At 72.6% G+C, this 17318-nt stretch carries 16 protein-coding genes; 5 read left to right on the plus strand and 11 right to left on the minus strand.

The window, feature by feature from the left end; translation table 11 throughout:
• Positions 1–738: 738 nt before the first annotated feature.
• Entirely contained in the window at positions 739–1080 is a 342-nt protein-coding gene (locus tag AWQ70_RS13800; RefSeq protein WP_067175289.1) for a hypothetical protein, read from the minus strand.
• Here AWQ70_RS13800 and AWQ70_RS41985 point away from each other — a divergent pair.
• Positions 1073–1681 (plus strand): hypothetical protein, encoded by a 609-nt coding sequence (locus AWQ70_RS41985; RefSeq protein WP_067175291.1) that lies wholly within the window; start codon positions 1073–1075, stop codon positions 1679–1681. The two genes, AWQ70_RS13800 and AWQ70_RS41985, sit on opposite strands and share 8 nt — an antisense overlap.
• Before the next feature lie 399 nt (positions 1682–2080).
• Here AWQ70_RS41985 and AWQ70_RS13810 read toward each other — a convergent pair whose 3' ends face one another.
• The 5 genes from AWQ70_RS13810 to AWQ70_RS13830 all read right to left on the minus strand — a co-directional run bounded on the left by AWQ70_RS13810 (position 2081) and on the right by AWQ70_RS13830 (position 7880).
• Positions 2081–2605 carry a hypothetical protein gene (locus tag AWQ70_RS13810; RefSeq protein ID WP_157530056.1) on the minus strand — a complete coding sequence of 175 codons (525 nt, stop codon included), beginning with the start codon at positions 2603–2605 and terminating at the stop codon, positions 2081–2083.
• An 11-nt stretch (positions 2606–2616) separates the two neighbouring features.
• A complete protein-coding gene (locus tag AWQ70_RS13815; RefSeq protein ID WP_067175295.1) occupies positions 2617–3258 on the minus strand; it encodes a response regulator in 642 nt (213 codons plus the stop codon).
• On the minus strand, positions 3249–4475 hold the full coding sequence (locus AWQ70_RS13820) for a sensor histidine kinase (protein WP_067175298.1): 1227 nt from the start codon (positions 4473–4475) through the stop codon (positions 3249–3251). Before AWQ70_RS13820 ends, AWQ70_RS13815 begins: the two co-directional genes overlap by 10 nt.
• Before the next feature lie 157 nt (positions 4476–4632).
• Positions 4633–6066 carry an alpha/beta fold hydrolase gene (locus AWQ70_RS13825; RefSeq protein WP_218004523.1) on the minus strand — a complete coding sequence of 478 codons (1434 nt, stop codon included), beginning with the start codon at positions 6064–6066 and terminating at the stop codon, positions 4633–4635.
• Between the two features lie 188 nt (positions 6067–6254).
• Positions 6255–7880, minus strand: coding sequence for an ABC-F family ATP-binding cassette domain-containing protein (locus AWQ70_RS13830; RefSeq protein ID WP_067175304.1), 1626 nt, complete (start codon positions 7878–7880; stop codon positions 6255–6257).
• 311 nt (positions 7881–8191) lie between these two features.
• Between AWQ70_RS13830 and AWQ70_RS13835 the strand changes: the two genes are divergently transcribed.
• Positions 8192–8878 carry a phosphatase PAP2 family protein gene (locus AWQ70_RS13835; protein WP_067175306.1) on the plus strand — a complete coding sequence of 229 codons (687 nt, stop codon included), beginning with the start codon at positions 8192–8194 and terminating at the stop codon, positions 8876–8878.
• Positions 8879–9099: 221 nt separating this feature from the next.
• On the plus strand, positions 9100–9594 hold the full coding sequence (locus tag AWQ70_RS13840) for a sensor histidine kinase (protein WP_084517017.1): 495 nt from the start codon (positions 9100–9102) through the stop codon (positions 9592–9594).
• A 57-nt stretch (positions 9595–9651) separates the two neighbouring features.
• Here the strand turns inward: AWQ70_RS13840 and AWQ70_RS13845 are convergent, their stop codons facing one another.
• The 4 genes from AWQ70_RS13845 to AWQ70_RS13860 all read right to left on the minus strand — a co-directional run bounded on the left by AWQ70_RS13845 (position 9652) and on the right by AWQ70_RS13860 (position 12245).
• The gene (locus AWQ70_RS13845; protein ID WP_067175312.1) at positions 9652–9987 is read right to left on the minus strand and encodes a COG4705 family protein; all 336 of its coding nucleotides are present in this window, start codon (positions 9985–9987) and stop codon (positions 9652–9654) included.
• Between the two features lie 211 nt (positions 9988–10198).
• Positions 10199–10399 (minus strand): ferredoxin, encoded by a 201-nt coding sequence (locus tag AWQ70_RS13850; protein WP_067175314.1) that lies wholly within the window; start codon positions 10397–10399, stop codon positions 10199–10201.
• Complete coding sequence (locus tag AWQ70_RS13855; protein WP_067175317.1) at positions 10399–11061, minus strand: TetR/AcrR family transcriptional regulator; 663 nt, start codon at positions 11059–11061, stop codon at positions 10399–10401. The genes AWQ70_RS13850 and AWQ70_RS13855 overlap by 1 nt, the downstream gene beginning before the upstream one ends.
• 2 nt (positions 11062–11063) lie before the next feature.
• Positions 11064–12245, minus strand: coding sequence for a cytochrome P450 (locus AWQ70_RS13860; RefSeq protein WP_067175526.1), 1182 nt, complete (start codon positions 12243–12245; stop codon positions 11064–11066).
• Between the two features lie 422 nt (positions 12246–12667).
• Between AWQ70_RS13860 and AWQ70_RS13865 the strand changes: the two genes are divergently transcribed.
• Positions 12668–13780 (plus strand): phosphotriesterase family protein, encoded by a 1113-nt coding sequence (locus tag AWQ70_RS13865; protein ID WP_067175320.1) that lies wholly within the window; start codon positions 12668–12670, stop codon positions 13778–13780.
• Positions 13777–14853, plus strand: coding sequence for a phosphotriesterase family protein (locus AWQ70_RS13870; protein WP_067175323.1), 1077 nt, complete (start codon positions 13777–13779; stop codon positions 14851–14853). The genes AWQ70_RS13865 and AWQ70_RS13870 overlap by 4 nt, the downstream gene beginning before the upstream one ends.
• A 154-nt stretch (positions 14854–15007) precedes the next feature.
• Here the strand turns inward: AWQ70_RS13870 and AWQ70_RS13875 are convergent, their stop codons facing one another.
• Complete coding sequence (locus tag AWQ70_RS13875) at positions 15008–17047, minus strand: cellulose binding domain-containing protein (RefSeq protein ID WP_067175326.1); 2040 nt, start codon at positions 17045–17047, stop codon at positions 15008–15010.
• Positions 17048–17318 lie beyond the last annotated feature (271 nt).

A 17318-nucleotide genomic window follows, 5' to 3' on the forward strand; every position in this document is an offset into this window, starting at 1 on the left:
CCCGCCGCGCCCCGCCCCTCCCCCTTCAGGCCGTCCGCGCCCTTGACGGCGCGACAGGCGGGGCACCTGGCGACCGCGCACGTGAGGTCATAGATCAATCGCCGGATACGGCGATGACCGGGTGTGGCCGATCGCGCCGCGGCGATCTCGGGTGACACCCGCCGGGGCCGACCGGCCCGGTGAACAGGCCCGACATGGGCCCGCGCGGCCGCGGGAGCATGCGCCGGCCAGGAAGGGGGCCGCGCGCGTCACACAAGGGCGATATCGATGACATTTCGCCTTATCAGCGATATCCGAAGGACTGCTCAACGAAGCAACCTACGTCCATCAACAAAAGAAAAGAAATCAGCAAGATCTGTTAATCCAGGTTTCGGTTCACGCGGAAAGGGAGAGGCCAAGCGGCATTCGAAGCAATTCTCGAGCGGTTACCAAGGTTGAGCATTTTCCACCATCAACCGATTCGAGAACTATTACGCCGGGTTGCGAAACCCATCCAAGGAGAACCAAGTTGCTCAAGTCCAGCAAGCTGGCCGGGGTGCTCATGATCAGCACTGTGGTGGCGGGAGGCGCCGTGGCTGCGAGCGGGGTCGTCACCCCCGCCTTCGCGGACGGCATCCCCGTACCGGTGGTCACCGGCCACCATGGTGGCTTCACCGGCCCTCCGGGCAACAGGAACAGGAACCACAACAGGAACCGGAACCGGAACCACAACCGGAACCACGAGCACCAGCGAGAGCGTCAGCACGAGCGCCAGAAGCAGGACCAGAAGGTGCGGAACATCATCGTGACGCCGCACAGGCCGCGCGTCCGGATCGAGCCGACCCGGCCGACAACCCGGCCGCTACCGCCGCCGCCCGCCGTGCCGCCCGCGCCGCCGACGACAACGACAACGACAACGCCGCCCGCACCGCCCACAAGGCCCACACGGCCCACGCCACCCACGCTGCCGCCGCCGGCCACGCCCCCGGCGACAACGACACCGCCGGCCACGGTCACCACCCATCCCACCCCCACTCCCACGCCGACACCCACGCCGACACCCACGCCGACGCCCACGCCCACGGCCACGGCCGTGGTCACCACCGACACCGTCACCACGGACACCGTCACCACGGACACCGTCACCACGGACACGGTCACCACGGATGCCGTCACCACGGTCGTCGGGGCGGCCACCGCGACATGCGCTTCCGGGCTCGGCCTCGCGGGGCTCTCCATCGGGGCGAACACGGGGCTCTCCGCCGGCGCCTCCCTCGATGCGAACGCGACCGCCGCCTGGGTGCCCGTGTTTCTCGTCGACGCGAGCCCCGCGACCGTCGCCGCCGCGGCAGGCGTCAACGCGGACCTCGGGACACTTGTCACGGCAGACGTCGGCGCCGGTCTCGGACTGGGTGTCGGGGTGCTTGCCACGGCGGATGCCGGTGCCGGTCTCGGGACGGCTGTCACGGCGGATGCCGGCGCCGGTCTCGGACTGGGTCTCGGAACGGCTGTCACGGCGGACGCCGGCGCCGGTCTCGGGACGGCTGTCACGGCGGACGCCGGCGCCGGTCTCGGACTGGGTCTCGGAACGGCTGTCACGGCGGACGCCGGCGCCGGTCTCGGCACGCTTGCCACGGCGGACGTCGACGCCGGTCTCGGACTGGGTGCCGGGACGAACGCCTGCGTCGTCCCCTCCTTCTGACCCTCGGTCCGTGTGCGGCGGCCGTCCGCTCAGCCGGTACGGCCGCCGCGCACCGGCCGCCGCCGCGCCCGTCACCCTCCGTCGGGAGCGCGGCGGGGACACCCGACCGGAACCGCACTCCGCGTGATCCGTCGCCGGAAACAGCTCATATCGTCCGGCCGCCAGGAACGGCTCACATCGTCCGACCGCCGGTCCGGGGCACGGATGCCGGACGGCTCCCGGCGCTACCGGCCGGTAACGCCGAACGACGCCCCGCCGGGGCGCACCCGATGATCGGCTGAACACCCGGCGACGACCGTAGAGATCGCGACTTGCGAGCCACTGGCAAACCTCCGGCGGTCGTCCCCGCCGCCCAGCCGTCGGGTCAGACGCGAGCGAAGCGGGGACTCACGCGCGCCCTCATGACGGATCGCGCGACGTGGGGCCGCAGGTCACCTCCGCGGCGGCGGGCGGGCACGGCATGGTCCAGTCGGGTGTCGTCACGAGCACGGCGACGCCGGGCGGCACGCTCAAGGTGTAGACGGCGCGGCAGCCGGGATCCACCCGCCCCGCCTCCCGCGGGCAGGTCACCTCGGCGCGCAGCGTCTTCCCCGACTCCCAGGTCTCCCTCATCGAGGGCGGCTCGCCGTGCCAGGTGGTCTCCCGTTCGACGGAGAGGCGCCCGGGGACGCCCGGAGCCACCCGCACGCCGACCCGCCCCCGCACGTCCACGATGATCCGCGGCGTGGTGACGGCGTACGTCACGGTCCTCGTCTCGGTCGTGCTCCGGTCGAGGACCGACGACTCGTACGAGCCGGGGAAGGAGAAGTCGTAGCCGTGGGGCACGCGGATCTCCGACCACGCCGCCACCGCCATCCCCACCACGGCGGACACGGTCAGCGCCGCGCCGGCGGCGATCCACCTCGTCCGCACCGCTCTTCGCATGATGCCGCCTCTCAAATCTTCAGGAACCGCAGTACGGCCAGCACCCGCCGGTGATCCTTCTCTGCGCCGGAGAGCCCGAGCTTGGCGAAGATGTTGTTGATGTGCTTGCCGACCGCGCTTTCGGAGACCACGAGGGCCTCCGCGATCCCGGCGTTGGACCGTCCCTCCGCGATCAGCGCGAGCACCTCGTACTCCCTGCGGGTCAGCAGGTCCAGCGGATCGCTGTGCCGGCGCACCAGCAGTTGGGCGACCACCTCGGGGTCCAGGGCGGTGCCGCCCGCGGCGACCCGCCGCAGCGAGTCCAGGAACTCGGCGACGTCGGCCACCCGGTCCTTGAGCAGGTATCCGACGCCGGTCGTCGCCATGGACAACAACCGGGTCGCGTAGTGCTCCTCGACGTACTGCGAGAGCACGAGGATGGGCAGCTCCGGCCGCCGGTGCCGCAGCAGCAGCGCCGCGCGCAGGCCCTCGTCGGTGTGCGACGGCGGCATCCGCACGTCGGTGACGACGAGATCGGGCTCGTGGTCGTCCACCGCCCGCAGCAGCCCCTCGGCGTCGGACACCGCGGCCACGACCTCGATGCCGGCGGATCCGAGGACCCAGACGAGGCCCTCCCTGAGGAGGACGAAGTCCTCGGCGAGCACTACGCGCACGGCAGCTCCACCTCTATCGTCGTCGGGCCGCCGCTCGGGCTGTCGATGCGCAGGGTCCCGTCCACCGACCCCGCACGTTGCGCGAGGCCGCGCAGGCCCGATCCGTTGGCGGGCTCGGCGCCCCCGCGTCCGTCGTCGCGTACGACGAGGCGGAGCACGTCGCCGTCGCGGCGCACGGCGACCTCGGCCTCGGATGCCTCCGCGTGCTTGGCGACGTTGGTCAGCGCCTCGGAGACGACGAAGAACGCCACCGCCTCGATCACGGGAGCGACGCGTTCCGGCACATCGACGCTGAGCCGTACGGGGAAGGGGGCGCGCGCCGCGAGGCCGGACATCGCCGCGTCCAAACCCTGGTCGTTGAGCACGGCCGGGTGCAGCCCCCGCACGACGTCGCGCAGTTCCTTCAACGCCTGCTTGGCCTCCTCGTGCGAGCGCACGATCACCTGGCGGGCGGGCTCCGGCAGGTCGGTGAAAGCGGTGCGCGCCATGCCCAGGTTGAGGGCGAGCGACACGAGCCGCTGCTGCGTGCCGTCGTGCAGGTCGCGTTCGATCCGGCGGCGTTCCGCGTCGGCCGCCTCGACCACCTCGGCCCGGCTCTCCCGCAGCGTCTCCACCCGCCGGGACAGCTCGTCTTTCACGCTGGGACCGAGCAGCGCCCGCGCCGCGACCGTGTCGAGCGCGGCGATCCCTTGGAGCAGCCACGGCACCACCACGAACAGCGCGAGCGCGCCCGCCGCGGGCAGGGCGGCGGTCCAGCCGCCTCCGGCCATCAGGAGTTGCACGGCGACGACGGCCGCGACCAGGCACGCCGACCACGTCACGACCCCGCTCAGGAAGCCCACCGCGCCGATCAGGGGCCCGATCGCCACGTGATAGGCGATCTGCCGCCACAGACCGCCCGATCGTGCCTGCGGGAAGAGCAGCCTGAGCGGGCTCCCGTTCCGGGCGGGACGCGGCAGCGGGGGGATCTCCGTTTCGAGGAAGGCGGCGAACCGGGAGCGCTGCACCCAGGTGAGCAGCGGCGTGATCCGGGTGAGGACCAGCAGCGCGACCAGGGGGACGACGATCGTCCACGCCAGGACGACCGACACCGCGACCAGCCCCGAGATCGCCGCCATCGAGATGAGCGCGATCGGGACGCCCGCCGTCACATGGATGGTACGGAGCCAGGTCGGCGACGACCAGTGGCCGCGAATCCGGTCCCAGGGAGTGGTCATGCGCCAACCCTAGAGATCGGTACGGCGCGGCGACATGAGCTGTACATCCCAGAAGATGGTGAGGTAAACCCCACCATCCCCCGGACCACCGCCAAGGCGGAAGCGGCGTATGCGCGCCTTTCCGCCGCGCCACCACCGCGGCGCCACCACCGTCGTGTCATCGCCGGCGGGGTGAGCAGAGGGCGCCTGCGGGGGGCGGCGTCAGCTTCGTCAGATACCGGTCGGCGTACCCGGTCACGCACGGGTTCTTCGCCCGCAGGTAGACGACGTGCACGGGGCCGTCGAATCGGACGGCGCCCGATCCGGGGATCCTGCTCACCAGGAGTTCGGTGACCGGAAAGTCCCGGTCACCGCCGAGTCCCAGTACCGGAGGCAGGCCGACCGGCAGGGGGCGTGGCGAATTCACCGGCCGGTGCCGCCAGCCGGAGCAGGCCAATGCCTCCAGCCCGATGCCGACCCCGGCGCCGAAGTCGCGGGAGATCCGCTCGCTGTAACGGCGGTCGCCGACCAGTTCCTCGTACCCCAGTCCGACGAGGCCGTCGGAGCACCGGCTCGCCACCGCGCCCGGCGAACTCCAGCTCGCGGAGATGCCCAGGATCTGCTCGCCGAACCAGGCGAAGTCGCCCTTGCTCGCCTTGAGCAGCGCGCCGGCGAACTCCGGCGCCTTCTCCGGAACGGGGAGGACCAGCCGGGCCAGCGCCTTGAGGTGCAGATCAGTCAGTCTGATCTCGCCCAGCCGGGCGGAGGTGTACGTGACGGGCTCGCGGCCGGTGCTCTTGATCAGCCCGCGCCAGAGCCGACGCACGTTCCGCCCCCGCAGGGCGCACGCTTCGTCACCGGCGCACCAGGTGGTGAAGCGCGTGAACGCCGCCTCGGTAGCGCCCAGTTGCGCGCGTTCCACCCCCCGCCAGCCGACCGTCGGGTCGGGCGTGCTGTCGAAAACCACGGCACGGACGCGTCCTGGATGAAGCCGCGCGTACGCGGCGGCCGGAACCCCGCCGTAGGAGAAGGCCAGCATGTTGAGCCTGTCCTGGCCGAGGGCGGTTCGGATCGCCTCCATGTCCCCGGCCACCGAGGACGAGTCCAGGTGGTCGGCCAGACCGGTCGTGTCGTCCCGACGGCACCGATCGACCAGGCGTTCAAGGGCGACGGCCTGGGCCTCGTACGCGGCGCGGTCACGCGGGTCATTGAGCGGCAGCCCGGGAACCCCGCAGGAAGGCGGCAGATAGCGTCCGGCCGCGCTGGTGCGCGGGTTGTAGCTGACGACATCGAAGTGCTCGCGCAACTTCGTGAACGACTCCGGAGCCGGGGAAAGGACGCCTTGGATCCCCGGACCGCCGTCGGGCACCACGAGAACGCTGCCGAGGCGGAGCGACGGATCGGTGGCGGGCAGCCGAGCGAGGTCCAGCTTGATCGTGGCTCCACCCGGCGCGGACCTGTCCACCGGAACCTCGATGGCGGCACATTCCATATCGGCCGGGCCCTGGCCGGCAGAGCAGGACCTCCAGGTGAGGGTCGGCGCGGCCTGGGCCGCTACCGGCAGTACGGCCGGGCCCAGGAACGCGGACAGGGCCGAGAGGGCGACCGGCACGGCCCTCACCCGATACGCGGAGCGCACCGGTGCCGGTCCGACCGGCCGTTTCGTTCGGTTTTCCATGCGCTCACCGTAGAGATCGCGACCGGCCCGATGACATGGCCGAGGCATCCCGAAACAAGGTGAGGCACACTCCACCTTCGCCCGTGCGCCCAGCCCCACCGCTCACCGCCGCCGTGGGCGCGTCACTCGCGGGCGAGATCCCCGGTCTCCAGCAGCCGCCCGCCTGACAGCTCCAGCCGGCGGTCCACCCTGATCTCCGCGAGAAAACGCTCGTCGTGGCTGACCACCACGAACGCCCCCTCGTACGCGCCGAGCGCGCTCTCCAACTGCCCCACGCTGACCAGGTCGAGGTTGTTCGTGGGCTCGTCGAGCAGCAGAAGCTGGGGCGCCGGCTCCGCGCACAACACGCAGGCCAGCGTGGCGCGCAGCCGTTCGCCGCCCGACAGCACCCCGACCGGCAGGTGGGCGCGGGCGCCCCGGAACAGGAAGCGGGCCAGCATGTTCATCCGGTCCACCTCCGGCATCGCGGGGGCGAACGCGGCCAGGTTCTCGGCCACGGTCCGGCCGACGTCGAGCAGGTCCAGCCGCTGCGACAGGTAGGCCACCCGGCCGTCGGCCCGCCTGGTCGTGCCGCCGTCCGGCTCCAGCTCGCCGCTGATGAGGCGCAGCAGGGTGGACTTGCCCGCACCGTTGGGGCCGGTCAGCGCGATGCGCTCGGGTCCGCGGATCGTCAGGTCGACGCCGGGCTCGGCGAACAGGCCGCGGGCCCGCAGGTGTTCGCCGAGGAAGACCGTGCGCCCCGCGGGGACGTTGGTCCCGGGCAGTTGCAGCACGATCTTCTGGTCGTCGCGCAGGGCGCGCCCCGCCTCGTCGAGCCGGGCCTTGGCGTCGCTGACGCGGGCCGCGTGCATCTGGCCCGCCCGCCCGGCCGACTCCTGGGCGCCCCGCTTCATGTTCCCGGCGAAGATCCGCGGCAGGCCGGCGCTCTTGAGGTTGCGCGCGGCGTTGCTCGCCCGGCGTTCGGCCCGCTCGCGGGCCTGCTGCATCTCCCGCTTCTCACGCTTGAGCTCCTGCTCGGCGCTGCGCACGGTCCGCTCGGCGGCCTCCTGCTCGGTGCGTACAGCCTCCTCGTACGCGGTGAAGTCGCCGCCGTAGAAGCGGACCTCGCCCCGGTCGAGCTCGGCGATGCGGTCCATCCGGTCGAGCAGGGCCCGGTCGTGACTGACCACGAGCAGGCAGCCGTTCCAGTCGCCGAGCACGGCGTAGAGCTTGCGGCGCGCGTCGAGGTCGAGGTTGTTCGTCGGCTCGTCGAGCAGCAGGACGTCGGGACGTTTGAGGAGCTGCGCGGCCAGGCCGAGCGACACGACCTGGCCGCCGCTGAGCGTGCGCAGCGTACGCGCGAACTCGAGGTCGCCGAGCCCGAGCCGGTCGAGCTGGGCTCGGGTGCGTTCCTCGATGTCCCAGTCGTTGCCGATGGCGGTGAAGTGCTCCTCGCTCGCGTCTCCCGACTCGATGGCGTCCAGCGCGGCGATCACGGGGGCGATGCCCAGGACCTCGGCCACGGTCAGGTCGCCGGCGAGTGGCAGGCTCTGCGGTAGGTAACCGAGCACACCGTTGACGGACACGCTGCCGCCGCCGGGCCGGTACTCGCCGGCGATCAGCTTGAGCAGCGTGCTCTTGCCCGCGCCGTTCGGGGCGACGAGGCCCGTACGGCCGCCGCCCACGGTGAAGGACAGGTCGGTGAAGACGGGCGTGTCGTCGGGCCAGGAGAAGGACAGGTTGGAGCAGACGATGAACGCATCGGACATGCGAGAGACCTCGTACGCAAGTGATCCGGGCGCGCCGACGCAGCCCGGTGATGGGACAGGGATTCGGGGAACGACGACCGAAGCCGCATCGGCGGCGCTCAACATGCGCCCGCCGGGGCCGATCAATCTCCGGTATCACCCGGAGATGTCGTCGTCACCTGCCACGTCTGGTCTCCTAGCTTCCGCTCACAAGCGGTATACACCATAGCAGCGGTCCACCGGCCGGCGGCAAGAACGATCTTGCTCTGGCCGTCTTCGCCGCCTCGGCCGGCGCCGCCGCCGGCGGGGTGCCCCGATCCTCAAGGAGTTCCGTGGTCTGGAAGCGTCTGCGCCTGCCCGCGCTCCTCGTCGCCGTGAGCGGCGCGCTCGGGGTCGTCGCGAGGACACCGCTGGTCACCGAGCACGACCTGCGCGCCGACGAAGCCGTCGGGACGCTGCGCTCCCCCGTCCTGACGGCGATCGCGGACGGCCTCGACATCGCCTTCCGCCCCCTGGCGGGCATCATGATCATCGCGGCGCTGGCGGTCGTGCTCGCCGCGATGGGACGCGCCCGCACGGCGGTGCTCGTCACGGCGATGGTCACGATCGGCTGGACCACCGGCTCGGTCCTCAAGCGGATCATCGCCCGGCCCCGCCCGCCCCTGTCGGGCCAGCTCCTTCACATGACCGGTCACGACAGCTTTCCCAGCGGGCATGTCACCCTGACGCTCTCGCTGGTCATCGCCGCCTGCTTCCTCGCCGCCGGCACCCGGCGGTTCCGGCTCGTCGTGTGCGTCGGCGCCGTTCTCGTGGCCGCGCAGGCGTTCGCGCGCGTCTACCTCGGCGTCCACTACCCCACCGACGTGATCGGCGCGCTGCCGGCCGCCGCGGCAGGGACCTCGGCCGTCATCGCGCTGCGCGACGGCGTCGGCGGCCGGTTCGGCCGGGCGCCGCTCTCCGCCGCGCCTCCGGGCCGGAGGCGTCGACGGGGGTCGCGCGACGCGGGCGACGACGCGTGAGCTCCCCCTTCGGGGAGAGCCGCGCCGCCGCGCCGAGCCGTACTGACCTGAACGCGACCTGAACGCCGGGCCCCGCCGGCGCGGTGACGCTCCGGAGGCGGGCGATAGCCGGCCCGCCGTGCCGAACCGCTCGGCCGCGCCGCGCTCGCTCCACCGCGCGGCCTGGGAACGCGGCCGAGCGGCGGGCGTCCCACGAGGTGATCGCGTCCGCGGCGGCGACGATGCGGAGCATCTGCGAGACCCTGCTCTCCGAGGCGCGGACCCGGTCGGCGCCGGTGCCGGGGCGGTGCGCGGTGCTCGACCTCGCGCACGACCTGGCCCGGCGCAGCGCCGAGGAGCATCCGGAGGCGGCCCCCGTGGTCGTACGCGGCTCCGCGGTGACCGCCGGGGTCGCCGCGGCCGTCGCGGAGCGTGTCCTGACGCCGCTGCTGGACAACGCCCGCCGCTACGCCGTACGGACGATCGCGATCGAGTGCGCGCGGGTTCCCGGCGGCGGTGTCGAGGTCGCCGTCGCCGACGACGGGCCCGGGGTGCCCGCCGAGGTGGGCGCGGCCGTCTTCGAGCCGGGCCGGCGCGCGGATCCCGCCGACGGGCACGACGGCGCGGGTCTCGGTCTCGCCCTCGCCCGGCGCCTGGCGCGGGTGGCCGGGGGTGACGTGCACCTGGCCCCGGGCGCGGAGGGCGCCCGGTTCGTGGTCCGGCTGCCCGCCGGGTGACGTTCGCCGGGGACGGGCTCCTTTCGCGGGCGGGACGCGTCTCGGCGAGGCCGGCGGTCACCCCGCGTCGGACAGCGGTGTCGTCGTCCGCTGCCCCTGCCACATCGTGTACGCGATCAGCGCGGCCAGGACCCCGGCGAGCACCAGCGAGGAGCCGATCGTCCCGTACCCGAGCCCGCCCTTGGCGACGGGCTTGCTGAAGAAGTCGCCGACGGTGGCGCCGAGCGGGCGGGTCAGGACGAACGCCGTCCAGAACAGCAGCGTGACGGAGACCCGGGTGAGGTATCGGGCCGCGAGGATCGCCGCGAGCAGGTCGCCACCCGTCTCCCCCAGGGTCGTCGCCGCGATCTTCATGATCCAGAAGGCCAGGGTGATCCGCGGAAGCTTCGTCATTTCCCCTCCCCGTGCCCAGGTGCGGACGCGGGGGGCGTGAGCGAACGCCGCGTGCGCCCTGGAGATGACCGGAACCGCGTGGCGGTCCGGCCTCTCCAGACCGCCGGGAGGAGCGTAGGTCGGCGGATCTGAAATCAACCTGAGCGGCCGGCGGGGGTTCCGCCGGCCGCGTTCCGTCCCGGGCCCCGGGGTCGCGCCCGGGGTGGCGGGGTCAGTCGTTCTCGTGCAGTTCGATGGCGGAGGTGGGGCAGACGGCGGCGGCTTCGCGCACCACCGGGTGGAGACGCTCGGCGGGCTCCGCGTCCAGCAGCGCCACGACGCCGTCGTCCTCGCGCTGGTCGAACACCTCGGGTGCGAGCAGCACGCATTGGCCCGCGCCGCAGCACCTGGTCTCGTCCACGCTGATCTTCATTATGGGGTTCCTCTCCGCTTCCCTTCGACGTGCGTGACGGGCGCCGTCCACAGGCCGGTGATGGCGTCGATCAGGCCGGTGGCGGCGTCGTGCCAGCTCGCCCGGGGGGTGGGCCGGCCCTCGGCCAGGGCGCGCTCGCGCTCGGCGCACCCGTGCATCATGAGCTGGCTCGTCATCTCGCCGCGCTCGGCCCGTACCTCGCCCGGCAGGCCGGGAAGGCACCGGTTCAGCCCGTCGACGACGCGGATGAGCGTGGGCGAGGCGAGCGCCTCCTCGATCATGATTTCGCGCAGCGCGGGGTCCGTCATCACCTGGGCGCCGAACCGGGCGAACCAGGTGGGGTTGCCCATGGCGGCCAGATGTTCGGTGAACGGGCGCACCAGGCAGGCCACCCAGTCCCGCACGTCGGCGGAGCCGGCCGTCTCGGCCAGCATCCGCCGGCGGATGAGGTCCATCCGCTCGGCGTGCTTGTGCACGATCGCGCGCACCAGGTCGGCTTTGGCGCCGAAGTGGTAGCCGACCGCGGTGTTGTTGCCCTGGCCCGCCGCCTCGCTGATCCGGCGGTTGGACACGGCGAACACCCCCTGCTCGGCGAACAGCCGCTCCGCCGCCGTCAGGATCTGCTCCCGGGTCGCGCTGACCCTCTCGGCCCGCAGGGCCATGCTCACCACCGCACCGGGACTTCCCGCAGCCCGCCGACGATCAGCCCGTCCACAGGGAGCAGGTCCTCCGGCGCGACGGCGAGCTCCAGGGACGGGAGCCTGCGCAGCAGCACCTCCAGCACGACCTGCAGCTCGGTGCGCGCCAGCGCCTGCCCCAGGCACGAGTGCGCCCCGGAGCCGAAGGCCAGGTGCGGGTTCGGGGTACGGCCCAGATCCATCTCGCCGGCGTTCTCGAACGCGGTCTCGTCCCGGTTGGCCGCGGCCATGCTGCACACGACGGTCGTGCCGGCCGGCAGGGACGTGCCCCCGAGCTCGGCCTCCTCGCCGAGGTAGCGCGGCATGCCGAACCCCGGGTTGGCGTCGAACCGCAGCGCCTCCTCGACCGCCGTACGCACCAGCGACGGATCCGCGAGCAGCGACTCCCAGCGCCGCCGGTCGGCCAGCAGCATGCCGACCATCTTTCCGATCATGTTGGCGGTGGTCTCGTGCCCGGCGACCAGCAACGCCATCCCGGTGATCACCAGCTCGTCCTCGGACAACCCTTCGCCATCGGCGTCCGTGCCGACCATCAGCTCGCTGATCAGGTCCTCGCCGGGCTCCGCCCGCTTGGCGGCGACGTGCGCGGCCATGTAGCCGATGAACTCGGCCTGCGCCGCGTCGATCTCCTCCTGGCCGTACCGGGTCAGGTTGAGCAGCGTGTCGGACCAGTAGGCGAACCGGTCCCGGTCGGCGGCCGGCACCCCGAGCAGGTCGCAGATCACGTACACCGGGAACGGGAAACCCAGGCCCGCCCTGAGATCGGCCGGATGTCCCGTCTTGACCATGTCGTCGACGAGCCGGTCGGCCATCTCCTCCATCCGCGGACGGAGGGCGGCCATCCGCTTGGCGGTGAACCATTTGGCGACCAGGCGCCGCCACCGCCGATGCCCGTCGCCGTCCTGGGGGAGGGTCGTCGCCATGTCGTTGTTGAACACCCCGCCCGACTCGTTGTCGGAGATCCGGGCCGCGTCGTCCGCGCTGAGCTGCCGGGTGAAGCGCGGGTCGGACAGCGCCTGCTTGACGTCCTGGTAGCGGGTCAGCAGCAGCGCCTCGTCCCCGCTGGGCAGCCGCACCCGCGCGACCGGGCACTCCCGCCGCAGCCGGGCCCACTCGGCGGGCGGCTCCAGCGCCGTCTCGCTCCGCATCGGGTAGCTCAGGATCGGCTCGTCGTGGCCTCGGCTCACCGGACACCTCCTTCGACGCCGGCGCGCGGTCGTCGACCCGGCCGGTCAAGTTAAGTCAAGCGATTGATTTAATATGTCCCCCTTTCCTCGCGGCGTAAGACGGGAAACCCGACCTTTTACCGTCGCTCGACCCACTCCCTGCCTCCCCTTGGTGCGACGCGTACGCCGCGTGGGCCGCGCTCCGCCGCCTCCCGGCCTCCCCCAGGCCGTGGGCGTCACGGACGTCCCACGACGTCGCGGGAACCAGCAGATGATCACCGGCCCGCACGTTCCCGGCCAGGACGCGGACGGCTCCTGCGCCTTCCCCCGGGAGTGGCCGGCGTCCCCGGAGGCGACCGCGGAGGACCGCCCGGGGCGGGAAATCTTATACGATATGTTGTCTTATGGACTTTATCGATCGTGTGTCCACCGGAGACTCGACCGGGCGGGCGTCGCGGGAAACCGTCGTCACCGTCACCGGCGAGGTCGCGGCGGACACGCTCGGCGCGGTGCTCCCCCACGAGCACCTGCTGAGCGACTTCGCCCCGCCCCGCGACACCGCCGAGTCCTGGGCGGCGGTGGGCGTCACCCGCCCCACCGCCGCGAGCCGCCTCCGCCTCTACCGCGCGCCGCTCACCATGGACCTGCTCGGCGAGGTCGCGATGGGCACGCCCAACAGGGACGACTGGCTGCTCGGGGACGAGGACCTCGCCGTGCGCGAGGCGGCCGCGTTCAAGGAGGCCGGCGGCGGCACGCTGGTGGACGCCACCACCGCCGGTCTCGGCCGCGATCCGGCCGCCCTGCGCCGGATCGCCGAGGCGACCGGCCTCGCCGTCGTCATGGGCGCGGGGTGGCACCACCCCGCCCGGGCCGGGGGGCTCGCCGGCCGCGACGCCGAGAGCCTCACGGAGGAGATCGTCCGGGACCTCACCGAGGGCGTGGACGGGGTGCGCGCCGGCGTCATCGGCGAGATCGCGGCGCTCGACCCCGGCGAGCCGTCCGAGCGCGCCGTCCTCGTCGCGGCGGCGCGGGCGTCGGCGGCGACCGGCGCTTCGATCTCGCTCCGCCGTTCCGGCGACGCCGCCACCCAGCGGCGCGTGCTCGACCTGCTCGCCGAGGAGGGCGCGGACCTCGCCCGTGTCGCCGTCGGGAACTGCGACGCGCTCGCCCCGCGCCCCGACGACCTCGAACCGCTCCTCGAACGCGGGGTCTTCGTGCGGTTCGACCGGCTCGGCCGGCTTCCCTCGGTGCTCAGCGTGTCCGACGACCAGGACGTCGCCCTGGCCGTGCTCGAACTCGCCCGCAGGGGCCACGCCGAGCGGATCCTCCTGTCGCAGGGCGTCTCCGCCAAGTCGCAGCTCCTCGCCTACGGGGGCGGCGGCTACGGCTTCGTCCTCCGGCAGTTCGTCCCGTACCTGAGGATGCTCGGAGCCGACGACGCCCTCGTCGAGCGCGTCACCGTCCGGAACCCGCGTCGTCTCCTCGCCGTCCCGACCACCCCGAAGGCAGACTCGTGAGCCGCTACCCCTTCGAGATCCCCGACATCGCCGGCAAGGCTCTCACCGTGACGGGCCCGGTGGACCCGGCGACGCTCGGGGAAACGCTCATGCACGAGCACGTCTTCGTCGACCTGCGGCGGCCGCCGCGGTTCCACCGCCCCGGCGAGGACGCCCCCGAGGCCGCCGAGCCGCTCACGCTCGCGAACCTCGCACGTGTACGCCACGGGAGCCCGAACGCCGACAACGACGTGATGGGCGACTTCGACGAGATGCTCGCGGAGGTGGCGGCCTTCGCCCACAGCGGTGGACGCACGATCGTCGAGGTCTCCCCCATCGGCCTCGGCCGGGACCCCGAGGCGCTTTCGCGGCTCTCCCGGGCGAGCGGGCTCAACATCGTGATGGGCGGAGGCTGGTACACCCCGGCCTTCCACCCGGAGGACATGGGCGAGCGCACCGTCGACGACCTCGCCGACGTCATCGTGCGCGACATCGCCGTGGGCGCCGACGGTACCGGCGTGCGCTCGGGCGTCATCGGCGAGGTCGGCGCGGAGTCGGCGCCGCTGACCGGCGACGAGCTGAAGAGCGTGCGGGCGAGCGGGCGCGCGAGCAGGATCACCGGCGCTCCCGTCACGTTCCACGTCGGCGGCGTGGGCGAGGAGAAGTTCCGGGTCCTCGACATCCTGGACGAGGAGGGCGTCGCCCCGTCGAACGTCGTCATGGGGCACGCGGCGGACGTCCTCGCGGACGCGCCGTTCGCCGAGCGGCTCCTCGCCCGCGGCGTCTTCGTCGAGTTCGACTTCCTCGCCTCGCCCGGGAGCCCGTGGGGCCACCTCGTCCTCATGAGCGACCACAAGGTGGTCCGGGGCATCGCGGACCTGATCGAGCGGGGTCACGCCCGCCAGATCGTGCTCGGCCACGACGTCTGCCAGAAGATCCAGCTCAAGAGGTACGGCGGCAAGGGGTACGACTACATCCACCGGCACTTCCTGCCCGCCCTGCGCCGCCTCGGCGTGAGCGAGGAGGCGATCCACACGATCATGGTGGAGAACCCGGCGCGCGCGCTCGCCTTCGCCGAGCCGCAGGCCGGTTAGCGACCCCAACCCCGGCGTCCGGCCGGAAAGCCCCCGATCCCAGACCTGGCTGCGCTGACACGGGCGTACCCGGCCCCGGCGCACGACCGGCGCGCCCGGCCGGGCGCTCCCTTCGGCCGGGCGTGAGGCGGGCCGAAGGGAGCCTCCGGGGGTGTCACCGCGTCGTGCAGACGGCTCCGTTGAGGGTGAAGACGGCGGGGAGCACGTTCGGACCGCTGTAGTTTCCGACGAAGCCGACCGTGGTCGAGGCGCCGGTGGCCAGCGAGCCGCCGCCGGGCTCGTTCACGACCGTGACCTCCGAGCCCTCCTGCGTCCAGACGGCGCTCCAGCCGCTGCCCAGGCTCTGCCAGGGCCTGGGCCACCTGAAGTGCAGGGTCCAGCCGTTGACCGGCGCGCCGTTGTTCGTGATCTCGATGGCGCCGACGTAGCCGTTGCCCCAGTCGGACTGGTCGGTCAGCCGTACGGCGCAGGAGCCGGAGGCGGGCGTGCCGGTCGTGAACGTGAGCGGCGGCGAGGCGGGCGAGACGCCGCCGGCGCCGTCCCGGGCGACCACGTTGACGGTGTGGCGCGTGCCCGGGGTGAGGTTGGCGACGCGGAAAGACGTGCCGGCGGTCTCGCCGAGCTGCTCGCCGGCGGCCCCGTCGTTGCGGTGGACCTCGTACTTCACGATCGGGCGGGTCCCGGCGGAGGCGGCGGGCCAGGAGATCGTGGCGGCCGTGTCCGTCACGTTCGAGACGGCCGGCTGCCCCGGCGCTCCCGGGAGGCCCTCCTGGGCCGCGGCGGGACGCACGACGATCGTGGTCAGCGACAGCGGCGGCAGCGTCTGGCCGGTCGCGCTCCCGGCGGTCGAGCCGGTGATGCCCGTGGCGCCGTTGGTGTGGGTCAGCACGGTGGGCGCGCCGGAGGCCGGGCTGAAGCCGGAGTAGCCGATCGTGACGGGGTAGGACGTGTCGGACGAGGTGTTGATCAGCATGACGGCGAGATCGCCGCCGGGACGGCGGACCGCGTGCGCGGCGACCTTCGGCTCGTCGGTCGCGGCCGCGACGAACCGGTCTCCCGGACGGGCGAACCGGCTCATCATCTGCAGCGCGTAGTACGGCGCGAAGGGCGTGTTCGCCGGCGGCTCGCAGACGTCGCCGGCGGAGGTGCACGCGGCGCTGGACAGCAGGCCGAAGTCGCCGTAGTCGGTGTGGCCCTCGACCTGCGTGACGGCGCCGATGCCGTTGTGGACGTTCCACCAGTCGACCGTGAACACCCCGTTCGCGAGCAGCGTCGCGTAGGCGTCGGCGGCCGCGAGCGCGCCGGGCTGGGTGTTCGTGCCGTTGCTGCTGCTCCCGGTGTTGAACTCCGTCATCGCGATCCCGATCCGGTCCGACCCGGGTCCCGCGTACTCGGCGATCTGCCGTCGGGTGAGACGGATCATGTCGGGGACGTGGGCGGCCTTGTCGAGGGCGCCGGGATACCAGTGCAGGATCACGAAGTCGATCTTCGGTCCGGCGATCGAGAGGACGACCTTGTTCCAGGTGCCGTCGTCTCCGTCGCCGACGAGGCCGTCGGGCCAGTTGGCCGCCGTGGTGAGCACCGCGCCCACCTTGATGGCCGGGTCCACCGCCTTCATCGCCTCGGCGTACGCGACGACGTTGCGCGCGTACTCCGCCGGGCTCTTGTCGGCGTGGGCGTCCGCCTCCCAGGCGGAGCCGTAGTGGCCGTTGCCGTAGTTCTCGTTGCCGATCTCCCAGTACGTGACGCCGTACCCCTTGGTGACGTTGGCGTGGCGGACCCAGGCGGCGGCCTCCTCGGCGGTTCCGGTGCCGTAGTTGGCCGTCACCATCGCCTGCGCCCCGGTCCGCCGCACGCCGCGCATGAAGGTGTCGAAGTCGGTGTCCGGAGCGACGTAGCCGCCGGGAGCGGTGTGGTCGGCCCAGTGGTAGATGTCGGAGTAGGAGCCGCCCGGGTAGCGCAGCAGCTTCACACCCGCGTCCTTGAGCCGGTCCGCGGTCTCGTCGGTGCCAAGGCGGCTGTCCCAGATCGCGTGGTTGGCTCCGATGGCGGTCTCGGGGACGGCGGCGAGCGCGGCACGCGCGTTGACGGTCACCGCGACTGGGGCGGCCTCCTCGGCGTGGGCGGGGGGAACGGTCAGCGCGGCCAGCGTCAGCAGGACGGCGGACGCGACTCGTAACGGGACATTGGGCATCGGCACACCTCGCCATGTGTAGCGGCATTCACTCGACGCCCCCTCCTGACCAGGGAAGCACCATGATCCTGTGGGCAGCTGCCACGCGCGTCAACCTCGCGTGAAAGTTTCATCCGCACGCCCGCCACGGCGTGGCCCGCCCGACGGCGCACACCTCGGAATCGCCTCGGCGGAAACACAAGGTCGGCCGCGCCCGGGACCGTACGGACCGGCTCCTTCGGGAACACGGAAAACGGCCGACACATATTGCATTCGACGGGATCCCTTTTCG

Origin of the sequence: Microtetraspora niveoalba (genome assembly GCF_001570405.1) — a bacterium.
Taxonomy (GTDB): Bacteria; Actinomycetota; Actinomycetes; order Streptosporangiales; family Streptosporangiaceae; genus Microtetraspora; species Microtetraspora niveoalba.